The following is a 22,447-nucleotide window of genomic DNA, read 5'->3' on the forward strand; positions in this document are numbered from 1 at the left end:
GCATAAATCGGTATGATTATCCGGGGGCCATGCATACCTGAGTTCTACGATTCAACCTCTTCGGGGAGTTCTATGTCGATATCTCAACCTTTTGTGACGCGCTCTGCCGTATCGGGCCTCAACCATCACGGGGATGGTGAAGCATGATCGTCGGTCCGGGACTGACCATCGGCCCGGAACTGATCGCCGTCGCGGTCTTCCTCCTGACGTATGCGCTCATCATCGACGAGCGGATCCACCGTGCGGTGGTGGCGATGCTCGGCGCCTCGGTCGTCGTCCTCCTCCACATCGTCCCCTGGGATATGATCCCGGAGTACATCGATCTCGGGACCATCTTCCTCCTGATCGGGATGATGATCATCGTCAATACCGCCCGCGGCAGCGGCCTCTTCGAGTATATCGCCATCAAGACGGCGAAGCTTGCAAAAGGGAGCCCGATGCGGGTGCTGCTCCTCTTCTCGATCGTGACCGGCCTCACGAGCGCGTTCCTCGACAACGTCACGACGGTCCTCCTCATCACCCCGATGCTCCTCTACGTCGCAAGCGTCATGAAGACCAGCCCCATGCCTTTCCTGATTGCGGAGATCTTCGCCTCGAACATCGGCGGTGCGGCGACGCTCATCGGTGACCCGCCGAACATCATGATTGGCTCGGCCGCCGGCCTGACGTTCAACGAGTTCATCATCAACATGGCGCCGATGATGGCCGTCAACATGGTCGTCGTCCTTGGGATGCTCGCCCTCATCTACAGAAAGGAGCTCCATGTCTCGCCCGACGAGCGGGAGAGCATCGAGAGGACGTTTGCGGAGTTGAAGGACCGGGAGGCGATCCGGGACTGGCCGCTCTTCAAGAAGTCGGTCATCGTCATTGCCCTCGTCATCGGGATGTTCTTCATCCACGACCAGCTCGGCCTGGAACCCGCCCTCGTCGCCCTGATCGGCGCGTCCATTCTCCTCTTCTGGAGCCGGCAGTCTCCGGAGGAGATCTTTGAGAAGATCGAGTGGCCCGCCCTCTTCTTCTTCGGCGGGCTCTTCGTCGTCGTCGGCGCCCTCGTCCAGACCGGGGTCATCGCGAGCGTCGCCCAGTTCGTCGTCGAGAACGTCCACTCGGAGGGGGAGGCCATCCTGATCATCGCCTGGTTCTCGGCGATCGCCTCCGCGATCGTCGACAACATCCCCCTCACCGCCACCCTGATCCCCCTGATCCAGGACATGAGCGGGTCGATGGATGTCTACCCGCTCTGGTGGGCGCTCTCGCTCGGTGCATGCCTCGGCGGGAACGGCACGGTCATCGGGGCGTCGGCAAACGTCGTCGTCCTCGGGATCGCCGCACGGAACGGCTTCACCATATCGTTCGTGGAGTTCCTGAAGGTCGGGATGCTCGTGCTCTTCGTCACGGTCGCGATCGGCACCGCATTCCTCTGGTTCAACTTCGTCGTCCTGTGAGCCGGTCTCACCAGGTCTTCGGGAGCTTGGACTCCAGGCTCCCGCGGGCCGCCTCGATCTCCTGGATCCGGCCGACGACCCATTTATACGCGGTCGCGGCGGCCTCCCGGGCCGAGGGGCTCGGGTCCTCTTCCCGCATCCGTTGAAGCGGCTCCTTTGCTTTCGGGTCGGCGGTCGTCCCGAGAGAGAGGGCCGCCTCGACCCGGACAAGCTCGTCGGGGTCCTGGAGGGCCTCTATCAGCCCGTCAATGTCCCGGGCATCCCGCATCGTAGCGATATCATCCTGTGTCGTCATACCAGTCTCCTGATCGCTGTTCGCGTTGATGTCGCGGCGATATATATGCCTTTTCCGACCAGTCACAGGTGCCATCCCACTGCGGGTTTCCTGTCGAAGGGCTCTCTCGTGGAGACGACGTTCGCGACTCTGCCCGCCTATGCCCTGCCGGCCTCCCCCTCCGCCGCCTTCCTGGCCGCGATCCTCCCCACCACCTGGGCGTGGGCGACCGATGCGGCCCGCCGGACGCCCGTATCCGGGTCCGAGAACTTCAGCTGCTCCAGCGGTCCGAGCGCCCGCTCGTCGCCGACGGTGCCGAGGGCTTCGGCCGCCGTCAGCCGCACGATCGTGTCCGGGTCGGAGAGTGCGCCTACCAGCCCGTCGATGTCGCGCTTTCGCCGCATGATGTCGATATCCTTCCTCTGCATCATGACCTTCCCCTGCTGGCTTGTAGGGCGCATCTATGGGCTGCTCTGTTAAGAAGGTTGCGGGGGGTGCCGGCAGTTCCCGAAAAAGTGTGAGGTCAGTATGTCGCGAGGTACCGCTCAATCTCCCAGGGGTGGACCGCCGTCCGGTAGGCGTCCCACTCGGCCTGTGCGACGCTCGTGAGCGCCTCGACGACGTGGGAACCGAGCGCCCGGCAGATGAGGTCGTCGGCGAGCAGGGCCCGGTGGGCCTCGGCAAGGTCGGCGGGCAGGGTCGCGATCCCGTCGTGGTCACGTTCGGCGGCCGTCATGTGGTAGATGTTGCCGTTGGCACCTGCCGGAGGCTCGATCTTCTCCCGGACGCCTTCCATCCCGGCGGCGAGCATCGCGGTGAAGGCGAGGTAGGGGTTGCAGGTCGGGTCGGGGCTGCGGAACTCGACGCGGGTGCTGTTGCCGCGGGGCGCCGGGACCCGGACGAGGGCCGACCGGTTGCTCGCGCTCCAGCTGATGTAGCAGGGGGCCTCGTAACCGGGGACGAGCCGCTTGTAGGAGTTGATCGTCGGGTTTGCGACCCGGGTGATGGCCTTTGCGTGGCGGAGCAGCCCGCCGATGAAGTGCATGCAGGTCTCCGAGAGCTGGAGGGGTGCGTCCGGGTCAAAGAACGCATTTTGCCCGTCTTTTCCGAGCGAGCAGTTGATGTGCATCCCGCTCCCATTGATGCCGTAGATCGGCTTTGCCATGAACGAGGCGTGCAGGCCGCGCATCAGCGCCATCGTCTTGACCGCGAACTTGAAGGTGATGACGCTGTCGGCGGTGTGGAGGGCGTCGCTGTACTTGAAGTCGATCTCGTGCTGGCTCTCGGCGACCTCGTGGTGGGACGCCTCGATCTCGAACCCCATATCGATGAGGCCGAGGATGATCTCGCGCCGGACGTCCTCGGCAAGGTCGGTGGGGGCGAGGTCGAAGTAGCCGCCGACGTCCTGGAACTGCGTCGTCGGCCGGCCGTCGAGCATCCGGAAGAGGAAGAACTCCAGTTCCGGCCCGGTGTTGAAGACGTAGCCGTCCTTTGCGGCGTCCTCCATTGCCCGCCGGAGGATGTAGCGCGGGTCGCCCTCGAACGGCTTCCCGTCCGGTTTGCAGACGTCGCAGATGAACCGGGCAACCCTGTTCTCCCGGGGCCTCCAGGGCAGGAGGGTGTAGGTGGAGAGGTCGGGTTTGAGGATCATGTCGGACTCCTCGATCCGGACAAACCCCTCGATCGACGATCCATCAAACCCGATGCCATCAGTGAGTGCTTTCCCGACCTGCTTGGCCGGGATAGCGACGTTCTTCGGCATGCCGAGGAGGTCGGTGAACTGCAGCCGAAGGAATCGGACGTTGTCCTGTTCGATCCGCTCGAGCATCGCCGAGATGTTGTCTGGTGTCATTTGGAAGGAAGTTTCCTTCCAATGGTATTTATAGTTGGCGGATCCATAGTGATCAGAGCGTTCCCCTACCACCCCGGACCATCGAGGGTACGGGAGGGGGGCGGGTCGAGCGTGATGGAAATGTGCGGCATAATTGGCGTAATGGATAGAACGCGCCGGACGATGGACGGTTCCGGGGTCCGAGAGGCCCTCACCATGATGAACGAGCGCGGCAGCGGCGAGGGGGCGGGGTATGCCGCCTACGGCATCTACCCCGACTACAGCGACTGCTATGCCCTCCATGTCTTCTTCGACAACCCCCGCGAGAGTAAGCCGGTCCTCGACGCGGCGCTTGCACAGTGGGGGACGGTCGAGCACGACGAGGCGATCCCCACCCGCGACCAGCCGCATCTCCGGGCGGTCCACACCCCCTGGCGCTACTTCTTCAGGCCGGACCCCTCCCTCGCGGTCCCCGGTAGCGCGACGCCGGAGGACGAGATCGTCAGCGCTCTCGTGATGCGGGTCAACGCCGCCCGCCAGGGCGCCCTTATCTTCTCCTCCGGCAAGAACGTCGGCGTCTTCAAGGCAGGGGGCTGGCCGGAGGACGTGGCGGACTTCTACCGGATAGAGGACTACGAGGGCTACCTCTGGCTCGCGCACAACCGCTACCCGACGAACACTCCCGGCTGGTGGGGCGGGGCGCATCCGTTCAACCTTCTCGACTGGAGCGTCGTCCACAACGGCGAGATCACGTCCTACGGGACCAACCGGCGCTACATCGAGAGCTTCGGCTACACCTGCACGATGTATACCGACACGGAGGTCGTTGCCTACCTGATCGACCTCCTGGTGCGGCGGCACGAACTTGACGTCGACCTCGCCGTCCGGGCGCTCGCCCCTCCCTTCTGGGCGGAGATCGACCGGATGAGCGGGGCGGAGCGGGAGTGGAACTCCGCTCTGCGGCTCGCCTACGCGCCGGCGATGATGAACGGTCCGTTCGCCATCGTGGCTGCAAACCACGAGATGATGGTCGGGTTCACCGACCGGACCAAACTCCGGCCGATGGTCGTCGGCGAGTGCGGGGACCGGCTCTACATCTCAAGCGAGGAGGCGGCAATCCGGGCGATGGAACCCTGTGTCGAGTCGATCACGATGCCGGCCGCTGGCGAGCCGGTGATCGGGAGGGTTGTCGCATGATGATCGGAAGTCTCCCTCCCCGCTACCGGATCAGCATCGACCCCGTCCGGTGCATGGAGTGCGGGCGGTGCATCGAGAACTGCTCCTACGGCGTCTACCGGCGGGACGGCGACCGGATCCTGGTCAACTCCCGGAACTGCACCGCCTGCCACCGCTGCATCGCCTGCTGCCCCCGCGACGCGATCCTGCTCGAGGAGCAGCCCTGCGACTACCGGAGCCACCCACTCTGGACCCGCGACACCCGGGAGATGATCTACAACCAGGCCCGGAGCGGAAAGATCGTCCTCGCCGGGATGGGCAACGCGCTCGACTACCCGGTCATCTTCGACCGCCTGGTCCTGGACGCCTGCCAGGTCACGAACCCCAGCCTCGACCCGCTCCGCGAGCCGATAGAACTGGTGACCCATCTCGGCAAGAAGCCGGCGAGGCTCGACCTCCGGCGGCGGGAGAACGGCGACGTCGAACTCCGGACCCGGCTCACCCCGAACCTTCGCCTCGAGACCCCGATCATGATCGGGCACATGAGTTACGGGGCGATCAGCCTCAACGCCCAGGTGGCCATGGCCCGGGCGGCAAAAGAGGCAGGGACGTTCATGGGGACCGGGGAAGGCGGCCTGCATTCGGCGATCTACCCCTACCAGGACCGGATGATCGTCCAGGTTGCTTCCGGGCGGTTCGGCGTGAACATCGATTACCTGGAGCGCGGGGCCGCGATCGAGATCAAGATCGGCCAGGGCGCAAAGCCCGGCATCGGCGGGCACCTCCCCGGCGAGAAGGTCTGCGAGGGGATCTCCCGGACGAGGATGATCCCGGAGGGGAGCGATGCGATCAGCCCCGCGCCGCACCACGACATCTACAGCATTGAGGATCTCGCCCAGCTCGTCCGGGGCCTCAAGGAGGCGACGGAGTGGAAGAAACCGGTCTTCGTGAAGATCGCCGCCGTCCACAACGCGGCCGCGATCGCCGCCGGGATTGCGCGGTCTCCTGCGGATGCGGTCGTCATCGACGGGTTCCGGGGCGGGACGGGCGCGGCGCCGAAGGTCTTCCGCGACCACGTGGGGATCCCGGTCGAGGCGGCGGTCGCGAGCGTGGACCAGAAGCTCCGCGACCAGGGGATCCGGAACGACATCTCGGTCATCGCGAGCGGCGGGATACGGGGGAGCGCCGATGTTGCGAAGGCGATCGCCCTCGGCGCGGACGCGGTCTACATCGGCACCGCGGCGCTCGTCGCGATGGGCTGCCGGGTCTGCGGGAACTGCTACCGGGGCCTCTGCCCCTGGGGGATCGCCACCCAGCGCCCGGACCTCGTCGCGCGTCTGAATCCCGACGAGGCCTCGGGGCACGTCGCGAACCTGATCCACGCCTGGACGCTCGAACTCTCCGAACTGCTGGGTGCGGCCGGGATCAACAGCATCGAGAGCATGCGGGGCAACCGCGACCGGCTCAGGGGCTACATGCTCGACGAGGGCCTGCTGCAGGTCCTCGACGTCAAAACAGTGGGGGCGTAAAGCCGCCCCCTCTCACGACGTCGCGACGTCGACGCACTCTCTCCTCGTCCCGATCTGGGCGAGCGCGCCGCACATCCCCGGAACGTAGGCGAGGGCCTTGCCGGAGTCGACCATAATCGAACTGAACTCGTCCATCCGGGGCGAGACGACCATGCAGGTGTCCGGGATGACCCGGGCGCCGCTCCTCTCGATCGCGGCGACGAGGTCGGGGTTTGTCGTCGCAACCCCGCGGGCCACGAAGATGTAGAAGGGTCTGGTCGTCGTCTTTCCTTTGAGGAGTTCCGCGAGCTCCCGGAGTTCGTCCGCCGAGCAGTGCGGGCAGCCGACTGCGACCGCCTCGACCTCTTTCACCGCAAAGAGGACCTCGACCTCGTCCCCGCTCACCGTCACCCGGTCGAGGCCATCGGTCGGGAACGAGAACACCCGCGCTTCGGGGGTGATCTTCTCGACGTGGAAGAGCGCGACCGCCCCCGTCGCCGCCATTGCGGCGCCGAGCGCTTTCAGGCTGTCGCGGCCGGGCCGGATACCCTCAAAGATCGGGATCCGGTTCCCCACCTTTTTGCCCGCGACATACCCGATCGCGCCCCAGTGATCGGCGTGAAGGCCCTCCCCGCCCTCGACCTCGACGACGACCTGGGGCTGCCGGTTCTCGACGATATGGAGGCCGTAATAGGGTGTCTTTCCGATGATCGCCGCTGCGAGCGCACTCGGCCCGCCTTCCCGGTTCGTCCGGGCGCCGAGGACCGAGTTTGCGTAGGCGACTGCCGAGGACTCCGACCAGGCCAGGTGCTCCCCGTACTCCGTGATCCTGAGGTAGTAGGGGGTGCAGGTGCACTCGAGTTTGATCCCGAGCCGCCGGTAGGCCTCGATGACCTCCGTCTGATGACCGGCGAATTCCTCGGCGATCCCGAACTCCTGCCACCCCTCCCGCGGCATGCCGATGGGGTTCAAGACCGTCGGGACCGCCACACGGGCATCGAGGCTCCGGAGCCAGGATAGTCCCCATCTGCCGATGGTCTTGTAGGACGCACCGCTCACCTGGGCGCTCGCGATCGGGACGAGTTTCTCGGCCCCGTAGACATTTCCGAGCGCGACCAGGATCTCCATCATCTTCTGGCGTGTCTCGCCGAACTCGCCGGCGAGCACCTTTTCATCATCGTTATCGAGATACATGGTCTACGGCCACTCCGCTCTCCTGAATTCGTCCTCTTTCCCCATAACCATCGTGGCGTCGACCCCGACCTTGACGTTCGTCCCGTCCCCGAGGCGGGTCGGGTCGAGCGACGAGCCCCGGACACCGGTGATGACCATGATGTCGGTATCGCCCCGGACCCGGGTCGCGATCGCGTACTCGACGTCGTGGGGGTCGCGGATATCGATGTCCTCATCGACCACCACGATATGCTTTAAGGATGTGTGGGCGGCGAACGCCGCCATGATGGCGTTCTTCGCGTCGCCCTGGGTGTTCTTCCGGACCTGGACGACCGCGTGGAGGTAGCCCGCGCCGCCCTTCGTGAGGAGGACGTCTCTCACCGTCGTCACCTCGCCGACGGCCCGGTAGATCTTCGGCTCGTAGGGGGCGCCCATCAGGAGTTTGTGCTCGTCGCCGGCGGGGAGGATGCCGTGGTAGATCGGGTCCTCCTTGCAGTACATCTTCGTGAACTCGATGACGTGCTGCTGCCGGATGGGATCGTAGGTCCCCGTTATGTCGACGAACGGGCCTTCGGCCGCTTTCTCCGCGGTGATGTAGCCTTCGAGCACGATCTCGGCGTCGGGGACCCTGACGCCGTTCTCGCATTCGCGGACGGCGAGCTCCCCGCCCATCAGCTCCGCTGCGTAGGCGAGCTCCTTCCCCTCCGGGACGCGGGTGCAGGCCGCGAACGTCACGAGGGGATGGGTTCCGATCGTGACCGCGACGGGGAGCTTCTCGCCCCGGGCCAGGGCTGCTTTCAGCAGCGTATGGGTGTGCCTCCCCTCCACCAGGCGGGCGACGACTCGCCGGTCGTCGAGGACCATCATCCGGTGGATGGAAGCGTTCTCGACGCCGCCGTAGCGGGAGAAGACGATCCCGGCCGTGAGGTAGCGGCCGGCGTCCTCCGGGAAGTGCTTCAGGATCGGGAGGCGGGAGAGGTCGGCGGCAACGCCGCCCTCCAGTCGCCCCGCGTCCGTGACGCGGCCGTTGTAGGTCATGGCGGCCAGATGTGGCACCAGCTCCCGCTCGCCGACGCCGAGCGCCGCTGCAAGCGATCTCCGGTCGCCGAGGAGGTTCATCACCGCCCGGTGCCCGTCGAGGTCGTGGAAGAAGAGGATCTTATCGGTCCGGCTCGCCATGCGGGGAGCCTCATACACGGTCGAGCAGGGGGTCTCGATCTCTTCGACCCTGCCCTGGTTTCGCATCAGTTTAATGAATTCGCGCAATTCTCATCCGCTCCATCGGGTGCCGAGGCTGTGCTCCACCTTCATGTGGTCGAGCACGCGGGCCACTACCATATCGACCAGGTCGTCGATGGTCTTCGGGTGCTGGTAGAAGGGGGGGCTTGCGACCATCACGGTCGCGCCGGCCTCGTCGGCAGCAAGCATATTCTTTAAGTGGATCCGGGAGAGCGGCATCTCTCTGAGGAGGAGGAGGAGGGGCCGCCGCTCCTTGAGGCAGACGTCCGCCGCCCGGCCGATCAGGTTGTCGGCGAGGCCGTTACTGACGGCGGCAAGCGTCTTCATGCTGCAGGGGACGATCGCCATCCCGTCGTAACGGAACGAGCCGCTCGCGATGTCGGCAGCGAGGTTGCTGTTCTCGGCGTATATGGCGTCGAATCCTCCGAGGTTTACATCCTCGATCCCGGCGATCTGCCGGGCGGTGTCGGAGATGACGATATGCACCGTTGCCTCTTCACAGAGCACCTCGAGCAGGCGGCGGGCGTAGATGACCCCGCTTGCCCCGGTGACCCCGACGACGAACTCCTTTGTCATGTGCTCCTCAACTGTTATGCAACTACGAGTTTATCCTGCTTTGTCGGTCGCTTCACCCGGAGGACCTCCATCGCCGCCTGCTCCACGGTGTTGCGGTGCTCCTGTGTCGTGTAGACGCCGAGCCGCCACTGCTGCCGCCGGGTGTCGTTCATGGTGTTGATGAGGGGCGAGACCTCCTCGAGGTCCAGCATCGTGTGGCTGTGCCGGACCCGGACCTCCATCGAGAGCGCCCGCGGGAGCGGGGGGATGTCGACGAGGACTTCATCTTCCGCGATTCCCGCGGTCTCGGCGATGGCCCGGGCGATCTCCCGCTCCCGTGCGGGGCCGGGGTCCTGCTGGAGGGCGGCGGCGTTCACCCGGTCTTCGCCGACGTAGAGCGCCCGTTTGTAGAGGTCCCTGGCGTAGACCCGGCGGGCAAGGTCGCGGGTGATGGGGTGCGGGGAGTGCTTCAGCCGCTCCATGCAGGCAGCGTCGTCCATCCGGGCGAACGCCTCCGCATCGGCGCCGGGGACGTTCAGGACCTCCTCGCGGAGGGCGTGGACGAACATGCTCGTCGCGATCCGGCTCACGTGATGGAAGTAGACCGCCGGGCGCATCAGGGTCCGGGCGATGAGGAGCGACTCGGCGGCGTTGATCCCGCCCTCGTACAGCGCGACACCGGATGCGGTCAGGATCGTCGACCGGATCAGCCGGTGGGCGTCGACCGTCCCGTAGGGCACGCCGGTGTAGTGGGCGTCCCGCATCAGGTAGTCCATCCGGTCGACGTCGAGGCTCCCGTGGATGATGCTCGCGAGCCGGTGTTCTCCGGAGACGACGGCGCAGACCTCGGCGGGGCTGATCCCCTCATCCTCGAGGACGGCGGCGATCGTTCCTTCCCCGACGAGGCAGTCGATCTGGTGGTGGCTCCGCCCGGTGAACTCCTCCATCACCGGCTCGGTGACGTGGGAGAAGGGGCCGTGGCCGATGTCGTGGAGGAGGGCGGCGGTGGTGACGAGTTTCGTCTCCCCGTCGTCAAGGCCGAGCTCCCGGCACATCAGGCCCGCGAGGTGCATCGTCCCGAGCGAGTGCTCGAACCGGGTATGGTTTGCGCCGGGGTAGACGAGGTTCGCGAAGCCGAGCTGGGAGACGTGGCGGAGCCGCTGCAGTTCCTCCGAGTCCAGCAGCCGGAGCGCCGTCGCATCAGCCTCGACGTAGCCGTGCACCGGATCCTTGATGATCTTCATCCGTTCAATTAAGAATCTTCGGAGAGAAGTGATAAAGGTATTTGAGAGCGCGCGGGGTGGGAAATTGTGGCGTTCGTGCGGGTTCCCGGTTCTTCTATGGGGTCTGTGGTCCTCGTGCGGCGGGCTGGGACGTTCCGGCAGCGAAGGGCCGGGCATATCGATTTTTGGGTGAATCTACGCGGACAGCTCGGGAAATGATCAAAAACGCCTGTGAGTTCGCTGACGATGCCGGGTATATATCAGAATCCATAGATCTCAGCGAGGCTGCGCTCGCAGAAGCGCCTTGCCGGTTTGTATATCTGCTCGATACTTTTGAAGAAATCTATGTCCCACCCATGCTCGTTTTGTGCAATCCGCCCCTTGAAGACGCCTCCTGCGATTTCTTCCAATCCCTCTTCAATATAAACGGCAGCGGGCTGATCTTCCTTTATGCCGTGTTGCATTAACGTGCTTAGACGCTGGAACTCCATCGAGACCGACTGGATCAGGTAATGCTCATCCTAGTATCCTTTATAGGTCCGTCTTCGGTCCCGGGATCCAGTCTGCCATAGTAATCTTCAGAGATCCTGGCGTTCAGGTAGCCGTATGCCCGCAGGTAATCTCTCAGTGCAAGAAGGTCCCTCTTCCGTGACTGCTGGAATGAGCCATATATTGCGATATTGGTATTTTCCTTGAAATACCTGTATAGTTGAACCCGGCCTGCAATTTCGCTGGGTATCGGGTCTCTATGGCTCATTTGACAGGTTTTCGTCTGTGGGATACATAACGATTGAAGTTGCAGAAGTGCAACTGATGATCCGGGAAAGATTGATATAAGTTACAATAATAGAACTATTCACTATGGAGGTGTCGGCATGGACCGGACAGTTGTAGAGGCTCACTTAAACCGGGTGCCCGTTGAGGTTCGTGAGTCCGTGATGGAACTCTCGTCGGATGCCAGATGGGCTGTATACATAGCGCTTGCACTCGGGGAGGAGATGTACTTCAACGAACTCAAGGATACCTTCGGGGCGAATCCTAGCGAGATGGACCGTATCCTGAAGTCTCTGGTTGACGGGGGCCTCATCGCGAAGAAGGTGAGGAGGCTGGAGGACGTCGGCGATCGGAGGAAGGTGTATTACACATCGACAGACTATGGAAAAAGGATGCTAAACGCCCTGTGCGGCGTGGTGCTTCCTCCCGAGAGCCTGGTCGGGCAGTATAAGCCCACTTCGAGCGATAGCGGAAAGTCCTGCACCCTGCATACGGGAGCGGTAAAAGGAAGCGGTGAGACCAATCCCGAGAACTGGCGATTCGACCGGACACCTGCCGGAAGGGACGCCTTCAATACGAAACCGACACTCACCGGCGCAAAGCAGGCAGAGACCAGGGTGTGAGTTCAACATGGCTGCAGAAGACCCGGAGCAAGCGTTGAAACTTGAGATCGTGATGGACCCTGAGTTCAGGACGGTTCACATCGACGGCGCTATCGTAACGCTAAACCCGAACTTCGGCCAGCTGGCACTGACCTACGATCAGCCTGAATTCAAAATCAGTCCGAACGGGGATATTTACACGGATAAAATTCAAAAGAGGGTGATACTTGATGCACGGTTGTCGCCCGAGGCATTCAGGGCACTCGCCTGCACCATGATGGAGCATCTGCAGCAATACGACGAGTGGCTCAAGCAGCGGAAGTGAACTACCCCGCCCTTCAGGGCGGGGCTTCCTGTTTCACCCTCCCTCTATTGAGGCAGGTCCTCAGGCTCTACGGCGCTGATCCGTCACCTGCCAATACGCCGACAGGGTTCTCTCTCGTACAGCAAACAGGTTAGATCACTCTGGCAATCATTTGAATGAGATTATAGTAGTTTCCGTTTTCAGCCTTCCTCATCTTTATGTCTTCCTCGATCCCCTCCCAGTACGCGGTATGCCATTCATCCCACGCCTGGTTACAGCAGAGCATCTCGCGGATGTCAAGTATCTCAATGCCCTTTTCCCTGCTCCATAGCTCCTTCCACCAGTCAAGGGAGTGTATGGTCCTTGCCACCTCATCGTTCCAGAACGGCTTCATCTCGTCAGGGACATTCTCCCCGAACTCATACTTTATGCCGGGAATCGCCACGGCAATATAGCCGCCTTTCTTCACGAAAGGAATGAGCGACGGAAGCATCTCCTCCGTATCGCCGAAATGATGGTAAGCGTCCACGCTGAACAGCAGATCAAAGTATCTGTCTGCGAAAGGCAGCCCCTTAGTCGCGTCTACGGAGATCGGAACGGCCTTATCGTCAATCCCGAGAGATCGGAAACGCTCGTAGTTTTCAGTCGGCGAAATCCAGAGGTCGGCGGCGAAGACGGACGCGCCGTATTTTTTCACCAGAAACAGCGTGGATAGACCCTGCCCGCAGCCGAGGTCGAGGACTCGCATATTCTCATCGATCTTCAGGTGCGACGACAGTTCCTCTGACACCCGCATGGCGTTCGGCCCCATCATCGTGGCTTTCAGGAACTCGACATTTTCAGCGTTAGACATGAACCGGTCTGTAAATGGATACATGATATTCTTCCTTTCTCATTTTCGCCTTATATCTCTTATCAGATTTTTAATCGCTCATTTATTCCGGCTCCCGGTGCACCCGGACCCCGTAGATGGGCGCCCCCGCGGCCGGCACTGCGACGCGGACCGCCGGGAACCATGTCGGGTCGGGGAGGCAGCACTGCCCGACGGCTTTTGCGGTCATCGGGAGGCTGAGTGCCGGGACAGCGACGAAGAGACGGATTCCCGTAGATAATTGGGACCCCTAAGTCGCAAGCATCAACAACCCCCGTCCGCCCCGGTCTCACATCCCCCACGCCGCGTAGGATGAAACTGTTAACCCCCCGGACGCCCCACATAAAAGGCATTCAGCCATGATCACCTTCCTCTCGGCCGGGCCCGGGGCGCTCCCTCTCATCCGGGGCGCCCGGCAGATCCTCTACGATTCCGAGATCGCCGTGGTCGCCTCCACCGCCGGGAACTGCACGGTCTCGGGGAGCCACGTCGCTCCCGAAACTGATACGGCCGTCTACCTCTTTGCCGGCATCCTCGATACCGGCCGGTGGTGGGGGATCAAGGGGGACACCTACGCCACCCACAACTACCTCCCGAAGGTCGGGGGCGGCGAGCCCTTCCCGGTCGGCGACCGGGCCCGGGCCGTCCAGATCGCCCGGGCGGGACTTCTCTCGCAGGGGATGAGCCTCACGGAGGCGGTCGGGGTCCAGTGCCGGGCGCTCAACATCGGGGCGACCGTCCTCCCGGCGACCGACGCGGAGGCCTCCGTCCTGGTCGATACCGGGACCGAGCGCCTCCCGCTCTTCACCTACCGGACGGCCGCCGGCAGCGATACCGAGGTGCGGGAACTCATCCGCACCGGACCCGCTCGCCCTCCGGTCACGGACGAGGTGCGGGCGGCGATCGAGGAAAGCGACGCCGTGGTCATCGGCCCGGCGAACCCGGCAGCAAGCGTCCTCCCCATCCTCGACTGCGAGGGGATGCGCTCTCTCCTTTGCGATGCCTTCGTCGTCGCGGTCTCGCCGTTCCGGGGCGACGTCGCGGCTGACCAAAAGGACGCCGCCCTGATGTACGCCGCCGGCGAGAAACCGACATCGCCGGGGGTCTTCCGGCTCTATGGGGACTTCGTCGACGTCTTCGTCCAGAGCCTCCACGACCCGGACCAGGTCGCGGGCTCGCTCCGCCTCGAGACCCGCCTCCTCCACGAGCGGCAGGCCGAGTCGCTCGCCTGGGACATCATGGCGGTCATCCGGCAGACGGTTTCGTAAACCGGGTGCGGTGTACTTCCCGGCATAATTGGTAAATTACATATACGGTTGTACCAGATACGCTAATTATCAAATGATAACCTTCCTCTCGGGCGGAACCGGGACCCCGAAGCTCCTCCGCGGCATGCAGGAGTTGCTGGACGAGCGGGAGATCGCCGTCGTCGTCAACACAGCCGAGGACACGTGGCTCTCCGGCAACCACCTCTCACCCGATATCGATACGGTCATGTACCTCTTCGCGGGCATCCTCGATACCGGCCGGTGGTGGGGGATCCGTGACGATTCCTACATCACTCACGACCTCCTCGCGAGACTCGGCATCGAGGAGTTCATCGCCGTCGGGGACCAGGACCGGGCGGTCCACGTTGCGCGCGGGGAGATGCTCCGGAGCGGCGTGCGGCTCACCGAGGCGACCACGACGCTCTGCAGGAGGTTGGGGGTCAAGGCTACCATCCTCCCGATGACCGACTCTGTCGTGACGACCTACGTTCGCACCCACCGCGGAGAGATGCACTTCCAGGAGTACTGGGTGAAGCACCGGGGAGACGTGGCGATCGAGGGTGTCTTTCGGCGGTTCCGGGAGCCGCCCGTCGCGACCGCCGAGGTTATCCGGGCGATCGAGGCGAGCGATGCCGTGGTGGTCGGACCGAGCAACCCGGTCACGAGCATATCGCCGATCCTCGAGTGCGCCGGGGTGCGGGAGGCGCTCCGCAACAAGCGCGTCATCGCCGTCAGCCCCTTCATCGGCGACGCGCCGGTCAGCGGCCCGGCGGCGGCCCTGATGCGGGCCTTCGGAAAAGAGGCCTCATCCGCCGGAACCTGCAGCCTCTACGAGGACTTTGCGGATCTCTTCATCCAGGATATCCGGGACCCGGTCGGGCTTCAAGGGGCTCTCCGCCTGGATACCCTCATGGTCAACCGGGGCAAGAGTCTCGACCTCGCAAAGACCATCCTGACCTTGATCTACGGGTGCTGACCCGATCACTCTTTCTTCTGTTTCTCCCGGTAATCCTCGATCGCCGCGTGGAGGGCATCCGCCGCGAGGTTCGAGCAGTGCATCTTCTTTGGCGGCAACCCCTCGAGTTCGGTCGCCACATCGTCGCGGGTGATCTTCAGCGCCTCCTCAAGCGTCTTTCCCCTGGCCATGTCGGTCACCATGCTACTCGTGGCTATTGCCGATCCGCACCCGAACGTCCTGAACCGGATGTCCTCGATGACGTCGTCCTTGACCTTGATGAAGATCTCCATGATGTCCCCGCAGACGGGGTTGCCGACCTTGCCGTAGCCGTCCGGGTTCTCGATCACCCCGACGTTGTGCGGGTTCATGAAGTGCTCCATCACTTTCTGGCTGTAGCCGATCTGGTCTGCCATACCTCTTACCTCTCTATAACGGTGTAATAGCCCGGAGGCGTTTAACTGTTTCTCCGACTGCCCCGACGATTCGTGGCACCTCGTCCATGCTGTTTCTGCGCCCGAGCGTCGCGACCATCGACCCATGCGCCTCGGCGTGGGCGAGCCCGATGGCGAGGAGGACATGGGAGGCTTCGAGTGTCCTGGAAGTGCACGCCGACCCGGTGGCGACCGCGATCCCGAGCATGTCCATGGCGAGCTGGATGCTCTCGCCCTCGATCCGGGAGAAGCGGAAACTCGCGTGGTGCGGGAGGCGCTCTTCCGGGTGGCCGGTCAGGTAAGCCTCCTCGATACCCGTGATCCCGGCAATCAGCCGGTCCCGGATCGCGGCAAGGCGCTTGCTCTCCCCGGCCATCTCCTCCCCTGCAAGCCGGGCCGCCTCCCCCATACAGGCGATCGCAAAGACGTTCTCGGTCCCGGGCCGGAGGCCGCGCTCCTGCCCGCCCCCGACGAGGACCGGCTGGACCCGGACACCGGGGCGGATGTAGAGCGCCCCGACCCCGTCCGGTCCGCCGAGCTGGTTTCCGGAGAGGGTGAGAAGGTCGATGCCGTCACGCTCCACGTCGATCGGTATCCTCCCCGCGGCATCGGTGGCGTCTACGTGGAGGAGCCCGCCCTGTTCGTGGACGATCGCCGACACCTCCCGGATCGGCTGAATTGTCCCTATCTCATTGTTTGCGTGGTGGATCGATGTGATGACGGTCCCCGGTGTGACCGCCGCTGCGAGGGCATCGAGGTCGATCGTGCCGAAGCGGTCGACCGGAGCCAGCGTGAGGGCAAACCCGCCCTTCTGGATGTCTTTTGCCGGATTCAGGACCGATATGTGCTCGGTGGCGCTTGCAACGACTCTCTTCCCGAATTTCCGGTTCCGGAGCGCCGCTCCCCGGATAGCGATGTTGTTCGATTCGGTGGCTCCGCTCGTGAAGATGATCGAGTCCGGGGCGCTCGTGCCGACGAGCGCTGCCACCCTCTCCCGCGCCGTGGCGACGGCCTCCTGTGCCTGGAGCCCCTCCCGGTAGATCGTGGAGGGGTTGCCGGCAAAGCCGTCCGGAAACTGCCTGCAGAACCGGGCGACCCCCGGGTGGACCGGCATCGCCGCTGCGTGGTCGAGGTAGATCCGTTCCTCCATCTTCTCCAGCCTCTCAGAACGTGATGACCGCGTCAGCATCGACCGCAAGATCGTTCAACGTCAGGGCGCCGACGACCTTCCCTTCCTCGATGAAGTCCCCCCGCTCAAGCCCGAGGAGCTGGGTGCTCTGCTCGCAGATGTAGATCTTTGCCCCCGCGGCGATCGCCTGGTCCCGCATCTCCGAGAGTTTCGGGAAGTTTCCGGCCTGGATCTGCTCTGCTGCGCCTCTCTTGACGACCGTCACCCCCTTGATCATGAAGTAGATGTCGGCGTCCATGTCCATCGAACGTGCCGTCATTGCGAGAACGAACGGCGCATACAACCTCTCCGGGGTGTCGGCGCCGCTCGTCTGGATATACAGTATCCGTGCCATACATCTCAGCCCCGTTTTTGGATGGAGAAGGTGGTCTTCTCCCCCTCCCTCTCCTCGCCCAGGATTTCGTGGCCCATCCTCCGTGCCCAGACCCTGACATCCTCCTCTGTGGGCGCGTTGTCCATCTCGACCTTCAGGATGCCACCGCTGACGAGCCCGTCCATCCCCTCCTTGAGCAGGGTGATCGGCGCCTGGCAGTAGGCTCCTCTCGCGTCCACGTAGCCGTCGGCGTCCATCCGCTCACCGTGCCTCTGTCGTGGCCGCCGCTCCCTTGCGCAGGATGAGTGTGGTCACGCCCGAGGCGACGTGCTCCTCCTCGATCGTATGTCCTTTCTCACCGGCCCAGGACCTGACCGTCTCGACAAGGTCCGGTTTGTCGGTTGTCACCTGCAGGATCTGGCCTGCGTTGAGCACGTCCATCCCGGTCTCGATCGAGAGCATGGGCGACTGGCAGATGCCCACGCAGCTCACGGTCTTATCCGCATACATCATTCGTATCACCTACTTCATCTTCCGGATGCAGAACCTCATGACCCCGTCATCCTTCTCGAACTTCACGATCTCATGACCCACCCGGTCTGCCCAGCGCCGGATATCCTCCTCCGCGGCAGGATCGTCTGCCTCGACCATGAGCACCTCTCCGATGTCGAGCTTCTCGATTGCCTCTTTTGTCATCGTGATCGGCATGGGGCAGTAGAACCCGATACAGTCCACGACCGCCATGGGTTTATCTTTCAGATCCATGTCCGTTACCATCCGTTGTGGGGCGCGTGGGAACCCGGGTGCCGTGACGTGTCAACGGTACACTCCCGGTTGCACCGGATCATGCACCCTCCCTTATAAGCGTTCCTCCGGAGGTGCAGTGTTGCATAACTCTGCTTCTTCGACCCAAACAGAAAAGGTGCCGGACGTCCCTTCCGCCCCTTCATGCCAAGAACCGAACGTTGGGGACGCCCGTACCCTGACAATCGCGACTGGAGTATATATAATACACTCCTGGTCAAGCGCGGCGAGTTTTACCTTTCTTTGGACTTCATTGATCGGTGGGATGAGCATCTCTCCCAGATGAACGCCGGCAAGCGTGGTCGGCCGTTTCAGTATCCTGAGTCATTCATTGCGTGGATGGTCGGGATTCACACCTTCCTGCAGATGCCCTACCGCCAGATGGAAGGATTTGTCCGGAGACTCGCAGCATTCATTCCCGGCCTCAAAGCAGCCGATTATACCACGCTCTTCCGCCGGATCCAGCGTCTCGATCTCTCGTTACCGGTTGTTCCCGAGCTCCTCGGTGAGGATATCATCGTCGCCGCGGATAGCACCGGGATCAAGGTCACGAACCGGGGGGAGTGGATGCGCGAGAAGTGGCGGGTCAGCCGCGGTTGGATCAAACTGCACGCCATGATCGACGTCGAGACCAACCAGGCTCTCGGACTGGAGATCACCGATGAATCCGTACAGGATGACCAGATGTTCATCCCGCTCCTCGACCAAACCCAGCAGCACGGGAGCGAGGAACATCCGGTGTACCGGGTGCTCGCCGATGGCGCCTACGACCGGAACGAACTCTTCAACACCCTCGAACAGCGGAGGATCGCCTCCGGCATCAAGACTCGGGTTGATGCCGCGACGCATTCGACCGGGTCGCCCTATCGGGCTGAATGTGTTCGAGACCGAAACCGATGGGGCGGATATCCGAGGTGGTCGCGGGTAGTCACGTATGGTATGCGGTGGAAGGTCGAAGGGTTCTTCTCCGGCTTCAAACGGATCTTCGGGGAAGGAGTACAGGCGACATCGCAGGAGGGCATGTTTCGTGAAATCCGGATGAAGGTGAACTGCTATAATAGAATGCTGGCTCTGGCAGGAGGACAAGCATCATAGGGATTATGCAACACAGCATCCGGAGGGGCGTCGACAGGAGGGGATGGGGTCGGCCGGCCCCGGAGGCTCCGGGAGTCCGACTCCGTGTTCTGCCGTCATGTATCAGCCGGAGAAGACCGATCTCCCCGGTGCGGCGGTCGGGCTCTGTGGGCGCGCACCGTCGCTCTCCCTGCAGATCCGCAAGAGTTTCCTATCTGGACGGTTCTATCGCCGATTTCTGTTCAGGCTCTTTTGCAGGAGAAGACCGGCGACCTCGATCGTCGTTGCGGTCGTCCTGGAGCACCGGGGAAACCCTTATTTTTTCGGTTATTTTGCCATTTGCCTGCACATTTTATCTCTAATGGCATATTGGGTGAAAATTTTGCTCCGTTCTCAAATTGTGCTTGTTATTACCGAAAATTTTAAAAAACTCAAACGATAAGAAGATCCTTAATGTTCGTTCCGACCAAGTGTTTCTTTACGAAGGGTGTGGGTATCCACAAAGACAAACTGGCGTCATTTGAGCTGGCCCTCCGGCAGGCGGGCATCGAGAAGTACAATCTGGTCTACGTCTCGAGTATCTTTCCTCCGAACTGCCAGTTGATCTCGCCAGAGGAGGGTCTAAAGGACCTCTCGCCGGGCAGCATCGTCTACGTCGTCATGGCCCGGAACGAGACCAACGAGCCGAGCAGGCTCGCCTCAGCCGCCATCGGCCACGCGATGCCCAAGGAGAGCAACGCCTACGGCTACCTCTCCGAGCACCACGCCTTCGGCGAGACAGCGGAAGTCTCGGGCGAATATGCCGAAGACCTTGCGGCAACCATGCTTGCGACAACGCTCGGCATCGAGTTCGATCCCGACCAGGCGTGGCAGGAACGGGAGCAGATCTACAAAGCAAGCGGCCGGATCATCAACACGACTCACACCTGCCAGGCGGCTGAAGGGGTTATGGACGGCCGCTGGACGACGGTCATCGCCGCAGCAGTCTTCCTGTAACGCTGCACCCTCTCCGGCAGTCGTCTTTTTCCCGCCCGCTGCCGGGGCCGGCCACTTCCGGCCATCCACCGAAGCGCTCTCCCGGGCTGGAGCGCAAGACAAAATACCTCCCGGGACCCACATTGTATCCAGGTTTTTCATATGCGTCTACCAATACGGGCCGTAACCCCGACAACCGAATCTGCCGAGGTCATCGGCTGGGTGCATGAGGTCCGCGATCTCGGAGGACTCGCATTCTTCCTGATCCGTGACCGGACCGGTATCATCCAGGTGACCATCCCCAAGAAGAAGGTCACGGCAGAGATCCTCGATGTCGCCAGGAACGTCTCAAAAGAGTCTGTGGTCAGGGTCCAGGGCAGGGTGAAGGCGATCGAGAAGGCTCCCGGCGGGCGCGAGATAGTCCCGGACGAACTCGAGATCGTTAGCCTCGCAGGGAGCCCGCTCCCCCTCGACGTCGCCGAGAAGGTGCCCGCTGAGATGGATACCCGGCTCGACTCCCGGTTCCTGGATGCGAGGAAACCGCGTGTCCGCGCTATCTTCTTCATCCGCTCGGCGGTGACCTCGTCCGCGACCGCGTTCCTCGCCTCAAGAGGCTGCATCAACATCACCACCCCCAAAGTCGTCGCGGCGGCGACCGAGGGCGGCACGGAACTCTTCCCGATCGCCTACTTCGAGAAGGAGGCGTTCCTGAATCAGAGCCCGCAGCTCTATAAGCAGATGATGATGGCTGCCGGGTTCGAGGCGGTCTTCGAGCTCGGCCCCATCTTCCGCGCCGAGGAGCACAACACCGTCCGGCACCTCAACGAGGCGACGAGCCTCGATCTCGAGGTCTCGTTTGCCGACCACAACGACGTCATGGTGCTCCTTGAGGACCTGATCGTCCACGTCTACGAGTATGTCCGGGAGAACTGCGCCGAACAGCTCGCAGAACTCGGTGTCGACCTCAAGACCCCGGCAAAGCCGTTCCCCCGGATCCCCTATACGGAAGCCATCGAGATCGCGAACAGAACGATCGAGGAGAAACTCACCTTCGGCGACGACCTCTCCCCGGCTGCCGAGCGGGCGATCGGCGATACGGTCGGACAGCACTACTTCATTGTCGACTGGCCGACCGATATCCGGCCCTACTACGCGATGCCCTACCCGGAGAGGCCGGAGTTCTGCAAGGCCTTCGACATGATGCATCCCCGGATGGAGCTCTCCTCCGGTGCCCAGCGTATCCACGACTACGACCTCCTCGTGGAGCGGATCCGCGCAAAAGGCCTCTCCCCGGAGAGTTTCGAGTTCTACTTAAAGACGTTCCGCTACGGCATGCCCCCGCACGCCGGGTGGGGGCTCGGCATCGAGCGCCTGGTGATGACGATGCTCGACCTCCCTAACATCCGCGAGGCGGTGCTCTTCCCCCGCGACCGGCACAGACTGACCCCATGAGTTTAATTACACCGGCGACGTAGCAGTTATCTGCCAGCCGTCTGACCGGCACAGGCCGTGACCCCATGACCCTGATAAGCACGTGTCTCCCGACCACCGTTGTCGGGAGTTACCCGGTGGTGAAAGGCTCCGGGCTTCTCGCCCGCATGGACCCGCTGAAGCACGCGGTGGAGACAGCGGTCGCCGACCAGATCAGCGCCGGGATCGATATCATCTCGGACGGCCAGGTCCGGAGCGACATGATCCGGGCCTTCACCTCCCACCTCCCCGGCATCCGGGGGTCGTCGGTCGTCGGGAAGGTCGAGCCCGCCCGGCAGGCGATCACCCTCGCAGACACGAAGTACGCCCTCTCCCGGCACCCGAAGGTGAAGGGGATCCTCACCGGGCCGAGCACGCTTGCGCACGGGCTCTCGATCGAGACGCCGTTCTACCGGAACAAAGACGAACTGGTCCAGGACCTCGCCCAGGCGCTCGCGGTCGAGGCGGGCTACCTCCAGGACGCCGGGGTCGCGCTCCTCCAGATCGACGAGCCGATCTTCTCGACGGGGGCGGCAAACCTCGCCGTCGGCCGCGAGGCGGTCAACGCGATCGCCGCCCGGCTCCGGGTGCCCGTCTGCCTCCACGTCTGCGGAAATCTGGAGGCGGTCATCGACGATGTCTTGAAGACGAATGTCGCCATCTTCGATTTTGAGTTTGCGAATAATCCTCATAACATCGAGGTGCTCTCGGCAAAGGATCTCCGTGGCCGGATGGTCGGCTACGGCTGCGTGGACTCGGCGAGCCCCGCGATCGAGAGCGTCGAGGTTATTCGCAAACGGATCGAGGCCGGAGTCGACGTCTTTTCGGCGAAAGCCATGCTCCTTGACCCTGACTGCGGCCTCCGGATGCAGTCACGCGAAGCCGCGTCTGGAAAACTGAAGAATATGGTCGCTGCGGCAGGCGAGGTCCGGGCCGGGTATCCGGACTGAGCCTTCCACCGTCTCACGCGAAGTGCGAGCGTAAGCGAGT

At 63.1% G+C, this 22,447-nt stretch carries 26 protein-coding genes and 1 pseudogene; 12 read left to right on the forward strand and 15 right to left on the reverse strand.

The window, feature by feature from the left end; all coding sequences use genetic code 11:
- The first annotated feature begins 143 nt into the window (after positions 1-143).
- A complete protein-coding gene (locus tag BRA49_RS12035) occupies positions 144-1,445 on the forward strand; it encodes an ArsB/NhaD family transporter (RefSeq protein WP_292386340.1) in 1,302 nt (433 codons plus the stop codon).
- A 7-nt stretch (positions 1,446-1,452) separates the two neighbouring features.
- On the opposite strand, the gene BRA49_RS12040 is transcribed toward BRA49_RS12035, so the two are convergent.
- The 3 genes from BRA49_RS12040 to glnA form a co-directional block, all read right to left on the reverse strand.
- Entirely contained in the window at positions 1,453-1,740 is a 288-nt protein-coding gene (locus BRA49_RS12040; protein WP_292386341.1) for a HEAT repeat domain-containing protein, read from the reverse strand.
- A 137-nt stretch (positions 1,741-1,877) separates the two neighbouring features.
- Positions 1,878-2,150, reverse strand: coding sequence for a HEAT repeat domain-containing protein (locus BRA49_RS12045; protein WP_292386342.1), 273 nt, complete (start codon positions 2,148-2,150; stop codon positions 1,878-1,880).
- 92 nt (positions 2,151-2,242) lie between these two features.
- Positions 2,243-3,571: a type I glutamate--ammonia ligase gene (gene glnA, locus BRA49_RS12050; protein ID WP_292386343.1), complete on the reverse strand. Its 1,329-nt coding sequence runs from the start codon at positions 3,569-3,571 to the stop codon at positions 2,243-2,245.
- Between the two features lie 120 nt (positions 3,572-3,691).
- On the opposite strand from glnA, the gene BRA49_RS12055 reads away from it, so the two are divergent.
- Together BRA49_RS12055 and BRA49_RS12060 are read left to right on the forward strand one after the other, a co-directional pair.
- Positions 3,692-4,747, forward strand: a complete 1,056-nt coding sequence (locus tag BRA49_RS12055; protein ID WP_292386344.1) for a class II glutamine amidotransferase — start codon at positions 3,692-3,694, stop codon at positions 4,745-4,747.
- Entirely contained in the window at positions 4,744-6,255 is a 1,512-nt protein-coding gene (locus BRA49_RS12060) for a glutamate synthase-related protein (protein ID WP_292386345.1), read from the forward strand. The genes BRA49_RS12055 and BRA49_RS12060 overlap by 4 nt, the downstream gene beginning before the upstream one ends.
- A 12-nt stretch (positions 6,256-6,267) precedes the next feature.
- Here BRA49_RS12060 and BRA49_RS12065 read toward each other — a convergent pair whose 3' ends face one another.
- Genes BRA49_RS12065 through BRA49_RS12080 form a run of 4 tightly spaced genes read right to left on the reverse strand, consistent with a single transcriptional unit; the run spans position 6,268 to position 10,445 of the window.
- A complete protein-coding gene (locus BRA49_RS12065; protein WP_292386346.1) occupies positions 6,268-7,428 on the reverse strand; it encodes an aconitase X catalytic domain-containing protein in 1,161 nt (386 codons plus the stop codon).
- A gap of 3 nt (positions 7,429-7,431) precedes the next feature.
- Entirely contained in the window at positions 7,432-8,673 is a 1,242-nt protein-coding gene (locus BRA49_RS12070) for a UbiD family decarboxylase (protein WP_292386347.1), read from the reverse strand.
- 3 nt (positions 8,674-8,676) lie between these two features.
- Positions 8,677-9,222: a UbiX family flavin prenyltransferase gene (locus BRA49_RS12075; RefSeq protein WP_292386348.1), complete on the reverse strand. Its 546-nt coding sequence runs from the start codon at positions 9,220-9,222 to the stop codon at positions 8,677-8,679.
- A 14-nt stretch (positions 9,223-9,236) separates the two neighbouring features.
- Positions 9,237-10,445 carry an HD domain-containing protein gene (locus BRA49_RS12080; RefSeq protein ID WP_292386349.1) on the reverse strand — a complete coding sequence of 403 codons (1,209 nt, stop codon included), beginning with the start codon at positions 10,443-10,445 and terminating at the stop codon, positions 9,237-9,239.
- Positions 10,446-10,639: 194 nt separating this feature from the next.
- On the opposite strand from BRA49_RS12080, the gene BRA49_RS12085 reads away from it, so the two are divergent.
- Complete coding sequence (locus BRA49_RS12085; RefSeq protein WP_292386350.1) at positions 10,640-10,891, forward strand: hypothetical protein; 252 nt, start codon at positions 10,640-10,642, stop codon at positions 10,889-10,891.
- A gap of 38 nt (positions 10,892-10,929) precedes the next feature.
- Here the strand turns inward: BRA49_RS12085 and BRA49_RS12090 are convergent, their stop codons facing one another.
- Positions 10,930-11,181: a hypothetical protein gene (locus BRA49_RS12090; RefSeq protein WP_292386351.1), complete on the reverse strand. Its 252-nt coding sequence runs from the start codon at positions 11,179-11,181 to the stop codon at positions 10,930-10,932.
- 118 nt (positions 11,182-11,299) lie between these two features.
- Between BRA49_RS12090 and BRA49_RS12095 the strand changes: the two genes are divergently transcribed.
- Both BRA49_RS12095 and BRA49_RS12100 read left to right on the forward strand, forming a co-directional pair.
- A complete protein-coding gene (locus tag BRA49_RS12095) occupies positions 11,300-11,821 on the forward strand; it encodes a MarR family winged helix-turn-helix transcriptional regulator (protein ID WP_292386352.1) in 522 nt (173 codons plus the stop codon).
- A 7-nt stretch (positions 11,822-11,828) separates the two neighbouring features.
- A complete protein-coding gene (locus BRA49_RS12100) occupies positions 11,829-12,125 on the forward strand; it encodes a hypothetical protein (RefSeq protein WP_292386353.1) in 297 nt (98 codons plus the stop codon).
- 130 nt (positions 12,126-12,255) lie between these two features.
- On the opposite strand, the gene BRA49_RS12105 is transcribed toward BRA49_RS12100, so the two are convergent.
- On the reverse strand, positions 12,256-12,981 hold the full coding sequence (locus BRA49_RS12105; RefSeq protein WP_292386355.1) for an SAM-dependent methyltransferase: 726 nt from the start codon (positions 12,979-12,981) through the stop codon (positions 12,256-12,258).
- Positions 12,982-13,334: 353 nt separating this feature from the next.
- Here BRA49_RS12105 and BRA49_RS12110 point away from each other — a divergent pair, with 353 nt between their 5' ends.
- The gene (locus BRA49_RS12110) at positions 13,335-14,243 is read left to right on the forward strand and encodes a 2-phospho-L-lactate transferase CofD family protein (RefSeq protein WP_292386356.1); all 909 of its coding nucleotides are present in this window, start codon (positions 13,335-13,337) and stop codon (positions 14,241-14,243) included.
- A 73-nt stretch (positions 14,244-14,316) separates the two neighbouring features.
- The gene (gene cofD / locus BRA49_RS12115) at positions 14,317-15,219 is read left to right on the forward strand and encodes a 2-phospho-L-lactate transferase (protein ID WP_292386357.1); all 903 of its coding nucleotides are present in this window, start codon (positions 14,317-14,319) and stop codon (positions 15,217-15,219) included.
- A gap of 5 nt (positions 15,220-15,224) precedes the next feature.
- Here cofD and nifU read toward each other — a convergent pair whose 3' ends face one another.
- The 6 genes from nifU to BRA49_RS12145 are packed head-to-tail and all read right to left on the reverse strand — an operon-like array spanning position 15,225 to position 17,899.
- Positions 15,225-15,614 (reverse strand): Fe-S cluster assembly scaffold protein NifU, encoded by a 390-nt coding sequence (nifU, locus tag BRA49_RS12120; protein ID WP_292386358.1) that lies wholly within the window; start codon positions 15,612-15,614, stop codon positions 15,225-15,227.
- 13 nt (positions 15,615-15,627) lie between these two features.
- Positions 15,628-16,782: a cysteine desulfurase family protein gene (locus tag BRA49_RS12125; RefSeq protein ID WP_292386359.1), complete on the reverse strand. Its 1,155-nt coding sequence runs from the start codon at positions 16,780-16,782 to the stop codon at positions 15,628-15,630.
- A gap of 13 nt (positions 16,783-16,795) precedes the next feature.
- On the reverse strand, positions 16,796-17,155 hold the full coding sequence (locus tag BRA49_RS12130; RefSeq protein WP_292386360.1) for a DsrE family protein: 360 nt from the start codon (positions 17,153-17,155) through the stop codon (positions 16,796-16,798).
- 5 nt (positions 17,156-17,160) lie between these two features.
- Entirely contained in the window at positions 17,161-17,391 is a 231-nt protein-coding gene (locus BRA49_RS12135) for a sulfurtransferase TusA family protein (RefSeq protein ID WP_292386361.1), read from the reverse strand.
- 4 nt (positions 17,392-17,395) lie between these two features.
- On the reverse strand, positions 17,396-17,647 hold the full coding sequence (locus BRA49_RS12140; RefSeq protein ID WP_292386362.1) for a sulfurtransferase TusA family protein: 252 nt from the start codon (positions 17,645-17,647) through the stop codon (positions 17,396-17,398).
- Positions 17,648-17,656: 9 nt separating this feature from the next.
- Positions 17,657-17,899: a sulfurtransferase TusA family protein gene (locus BRA49_RS12145; RefSeq protein ID WP_292386363.1), complete on the reverse strand. Its 243-nt coding sequence runs from the start codon at positions 17,897-17,899 to the stop codon at positions 17,657-17,659.
- A gap of 244 nt (positions 17,900-18,143) precedes the next feature.
- Between BRA49_RS12145 and BRA49_RS12150 the strand changes: the two are divergent.
- The 4 genes and pseudogenes from BRA49_RS12150 (at position 18,144) to BRA49_RS12165 (ending at position 22,407) form a co-directional block, all read left to right on the forward strand.
- A pseudogene (locus BRA49_RS12150) lies at positions 18,144-19,033 on the forward strand (IS5 family transposase).
- Positions 19,034-19,465: 432 nt separating this feature from the next.
- The gene (locus BRA49_RS12155) at positions 19,466-20,008 is read left to right on the forward strand and encodes a pyruvoyl-dependent arginine decarboxylase (protein ID WP_292386364.1); all 543 of its coding nucleotides are present in this window, start codon (positions 19,466-19,468) and stop codon (positions 20,006-20,008) included.
- Between the two features lie 141 nt (positions 20,009-20,149).
- Entirely contained in the window at positions 20,150-21,439 is a 1,290-nt protein-coding gene (aspS, locus tag BRA49_RS12160; RefSeq protein ID WP_292386365.1) for an aspartate--tRNA(Asn) ligase, read from the forward strand.
- A gap of 65 nt (positions 21,440-21,504) precedes the next feature.
- Positions 21,505-22,407 carry a methionine synthase gene (locus BRA49_RS12165; RefSeq protein ID WP_292386366.1) on the forward strand — a complete coding sequence of 301 codons (903 nt, stop codon included), beginning with the start codon at positions 21,505-21,507 and terminating at the stop codon, positions 22,405-22,407.
- The last annotated feature ends 40 nt before the right edge of the window (positions 22,408-22,447 follow it).

Origin of the sequence: Methanoculleus sp. UBA430 (genome assembly GCF_002506585.1) — an archaeon.
Lineage (GTDB): Archaea > Halobacteriota > Methanomicrobia > Methanomicrobiales > Methanoculleaceae > Methanoculleus.

Excerpts from the sequence above, each read along its gene's own strand:
- BRA49_RS12035 (WP_292386340.1), top strand. The coding sequence starts at position 144 with ATGATCGTCGGTCCGGGACTGACCATCGGCCCGGAACTGATCGCCGTC.
- BRA49_RS12040 (WP_292386341.1), bottom strand. The coding sequence starts at position 1,740 with ATGACGACACAGGATGATATCGCTACGATGCGGGATGCCCGGGACATT.
- BRA49_RS12045 (WP_292386342.1), bottom strand. The coding sequence starts at position 2,150 with ATGATGCAGAGGAAGGATATCGACATCATGCGGCGAAAGCGCGACATC.
- glnA (WP_292386343.1), bottom strand. The coding sequence starts at position 3,571 with ATGACACCAGACAACATCTCGGCGATGCTCGAGCGGATCGAACAGGAC.
- BRA49_RS12055 (WP_292386344.1), top strand. The coding sequence starts at position 3,692 with ATGTGCGGCATAATTGGCGTAATGGATAGAACGCGCCGGACGATGGAC.
- BRA49_RS12060 (WP_292386345.1), top strand. The coding sequence starts at position 4,744 with ATGATGATCGGAAGTCTCCCTCCCCGCTACCGGATCAGCATCGACCCC.
- BRA49_RS12065 (WP_292386346.1), bottom strand. The coding sequence starts at position 7,428 with ATGTATCTCGATAACGATGATGAAAAGGTGCTCGCCGGCGAGTTCGGC.
- BRA49_RS12075 (WP_292386348.1), bottom strand. The coding sequence starts at position 9,222 with ATGACAAAGGAGTTCGTCGTCGGGGTCACCGGGGCAAGCGGGGTCATC.
- BRA49_RS12080 (WP_292386349.1), bottom strand. The coding sequence starts at position 10,445 with ATGAAGATCATCAAGGATCCGGTGCACGGCTACGTCGAGGCTGATGCG.
- BRA49_RS12085 (WP_292386350.1), top strand. The coding sequence starts at position 10,640 with ATGATCAAAAACGCCTGTGAGTTCGCTGACGATGCCGGGTATATATCA.
- BRA49_RS12090 (WP_292386351.1), bottom strand. The coding sequence starts at position 11,181 with ATGAGCCATAGAGACCCGATACCCAGCGAAATTGCAGGCCGGGTTCAA.
- BRA49_RS12095 (WP_292386352.1), top strand. The coding sequence starts at position 11,300 with ATGGACCGGACAGTTGTAGAGGCTCACTTAAACCGGGTGCCCGTTGAG.
- BRA49_RS12100 (WP_292386353.1), top strand. The coding sequence starts at position 11,829 with ATGGCTGCAGAAGACCCGGAGCAAGCGTTGAAACTTGAGATCGTGATG.
- BRA49_RS12105 (WP_292386355.1), bottom strand. The coding sequence starts at position 12,981 with ATGTATCCATTTACAGACCGGTTCATGTCTAACGCTGAAAATGTCGAG.
- BRA49_RS12110 (WP_292386356.1), top strand. The coding sequence starts at position 13,335 with ATGATCACCTTCCTCTCGGCCGGGCCCGGGGCGCTCCCTCTCATCCGG.
- cofD (WP_292386357.1), top strand. The coding sequence starts at position 14,317 with ATGATAACCTTCCTCTCGGGCGGAACCGGGACCCCGAAGCTCCTCCGC.
- nifU (WP_292386358.1), bottom strand. The coding sequence starts at position 15,614 with ATGGCAGACCAGATCGGCTACAGCCAGAAAGTGATGGAGCACTTCATG.
- BRA49_RS12125 (WP_292386359.1), bottom strand. The coding sequence starts at position 16,782 with ATGGAGGAACGGATCTACCTCGACCACGCAGCGGCGATGCCGGTCCAC.
- BRA49_RS12130 (WP_292386360.1), bottom strand. The coding sequence starts at position 17,155 with ATGGCACGGATACTGTATATCCAGACGAGCGGCGCCGACACCCCGGAG.
- BRA49_RS12135 (WP_292386361.1), bottom strand. The coding sequence starts at position 17,391 with ATGGACGCCGACGGCTACGTGGACGCGAGAGGAGCCTACTGCCAGGCG.
- BRA49_RS12140 (WP_292386362.1), bottom strand. The coding sequence starts at position 17,647 with ATGATGTATGCGGATAAGACCGTGAGCTGCGTGGGCATCTGCCAGTCG.
- BRA49_RS12145 (WP_292386363.1), bottom strand. The coding sequence starts at position 17,899 with ATGGATCTGAAAGATAAACCCATGGCGGTCGTGGACTGTATCGGGTTC.
- BRA49_RS12155 (WP_292386364.1), top strand. The coding sequence starts at position 19,466 with ATGTTCGTTCCGACCAAGTGTTTCTTTACGAAGGGTGTGGGTATCCAC.
- aspS (WP_292386365.1), top strand. The coding sequence starts at position 20,150 with ATGCGTCTACCAATACGGGCCGTAACCCCGACAACCGAATCTGCCGAG.
- BRA49_RS12165 (WP_292386366.1), top strand. The coding sequence starts at position 21,505 with ATGACCCTGATAAGCACGTGTCTCCCGACCACCGTTGTCGGGAGTTAC.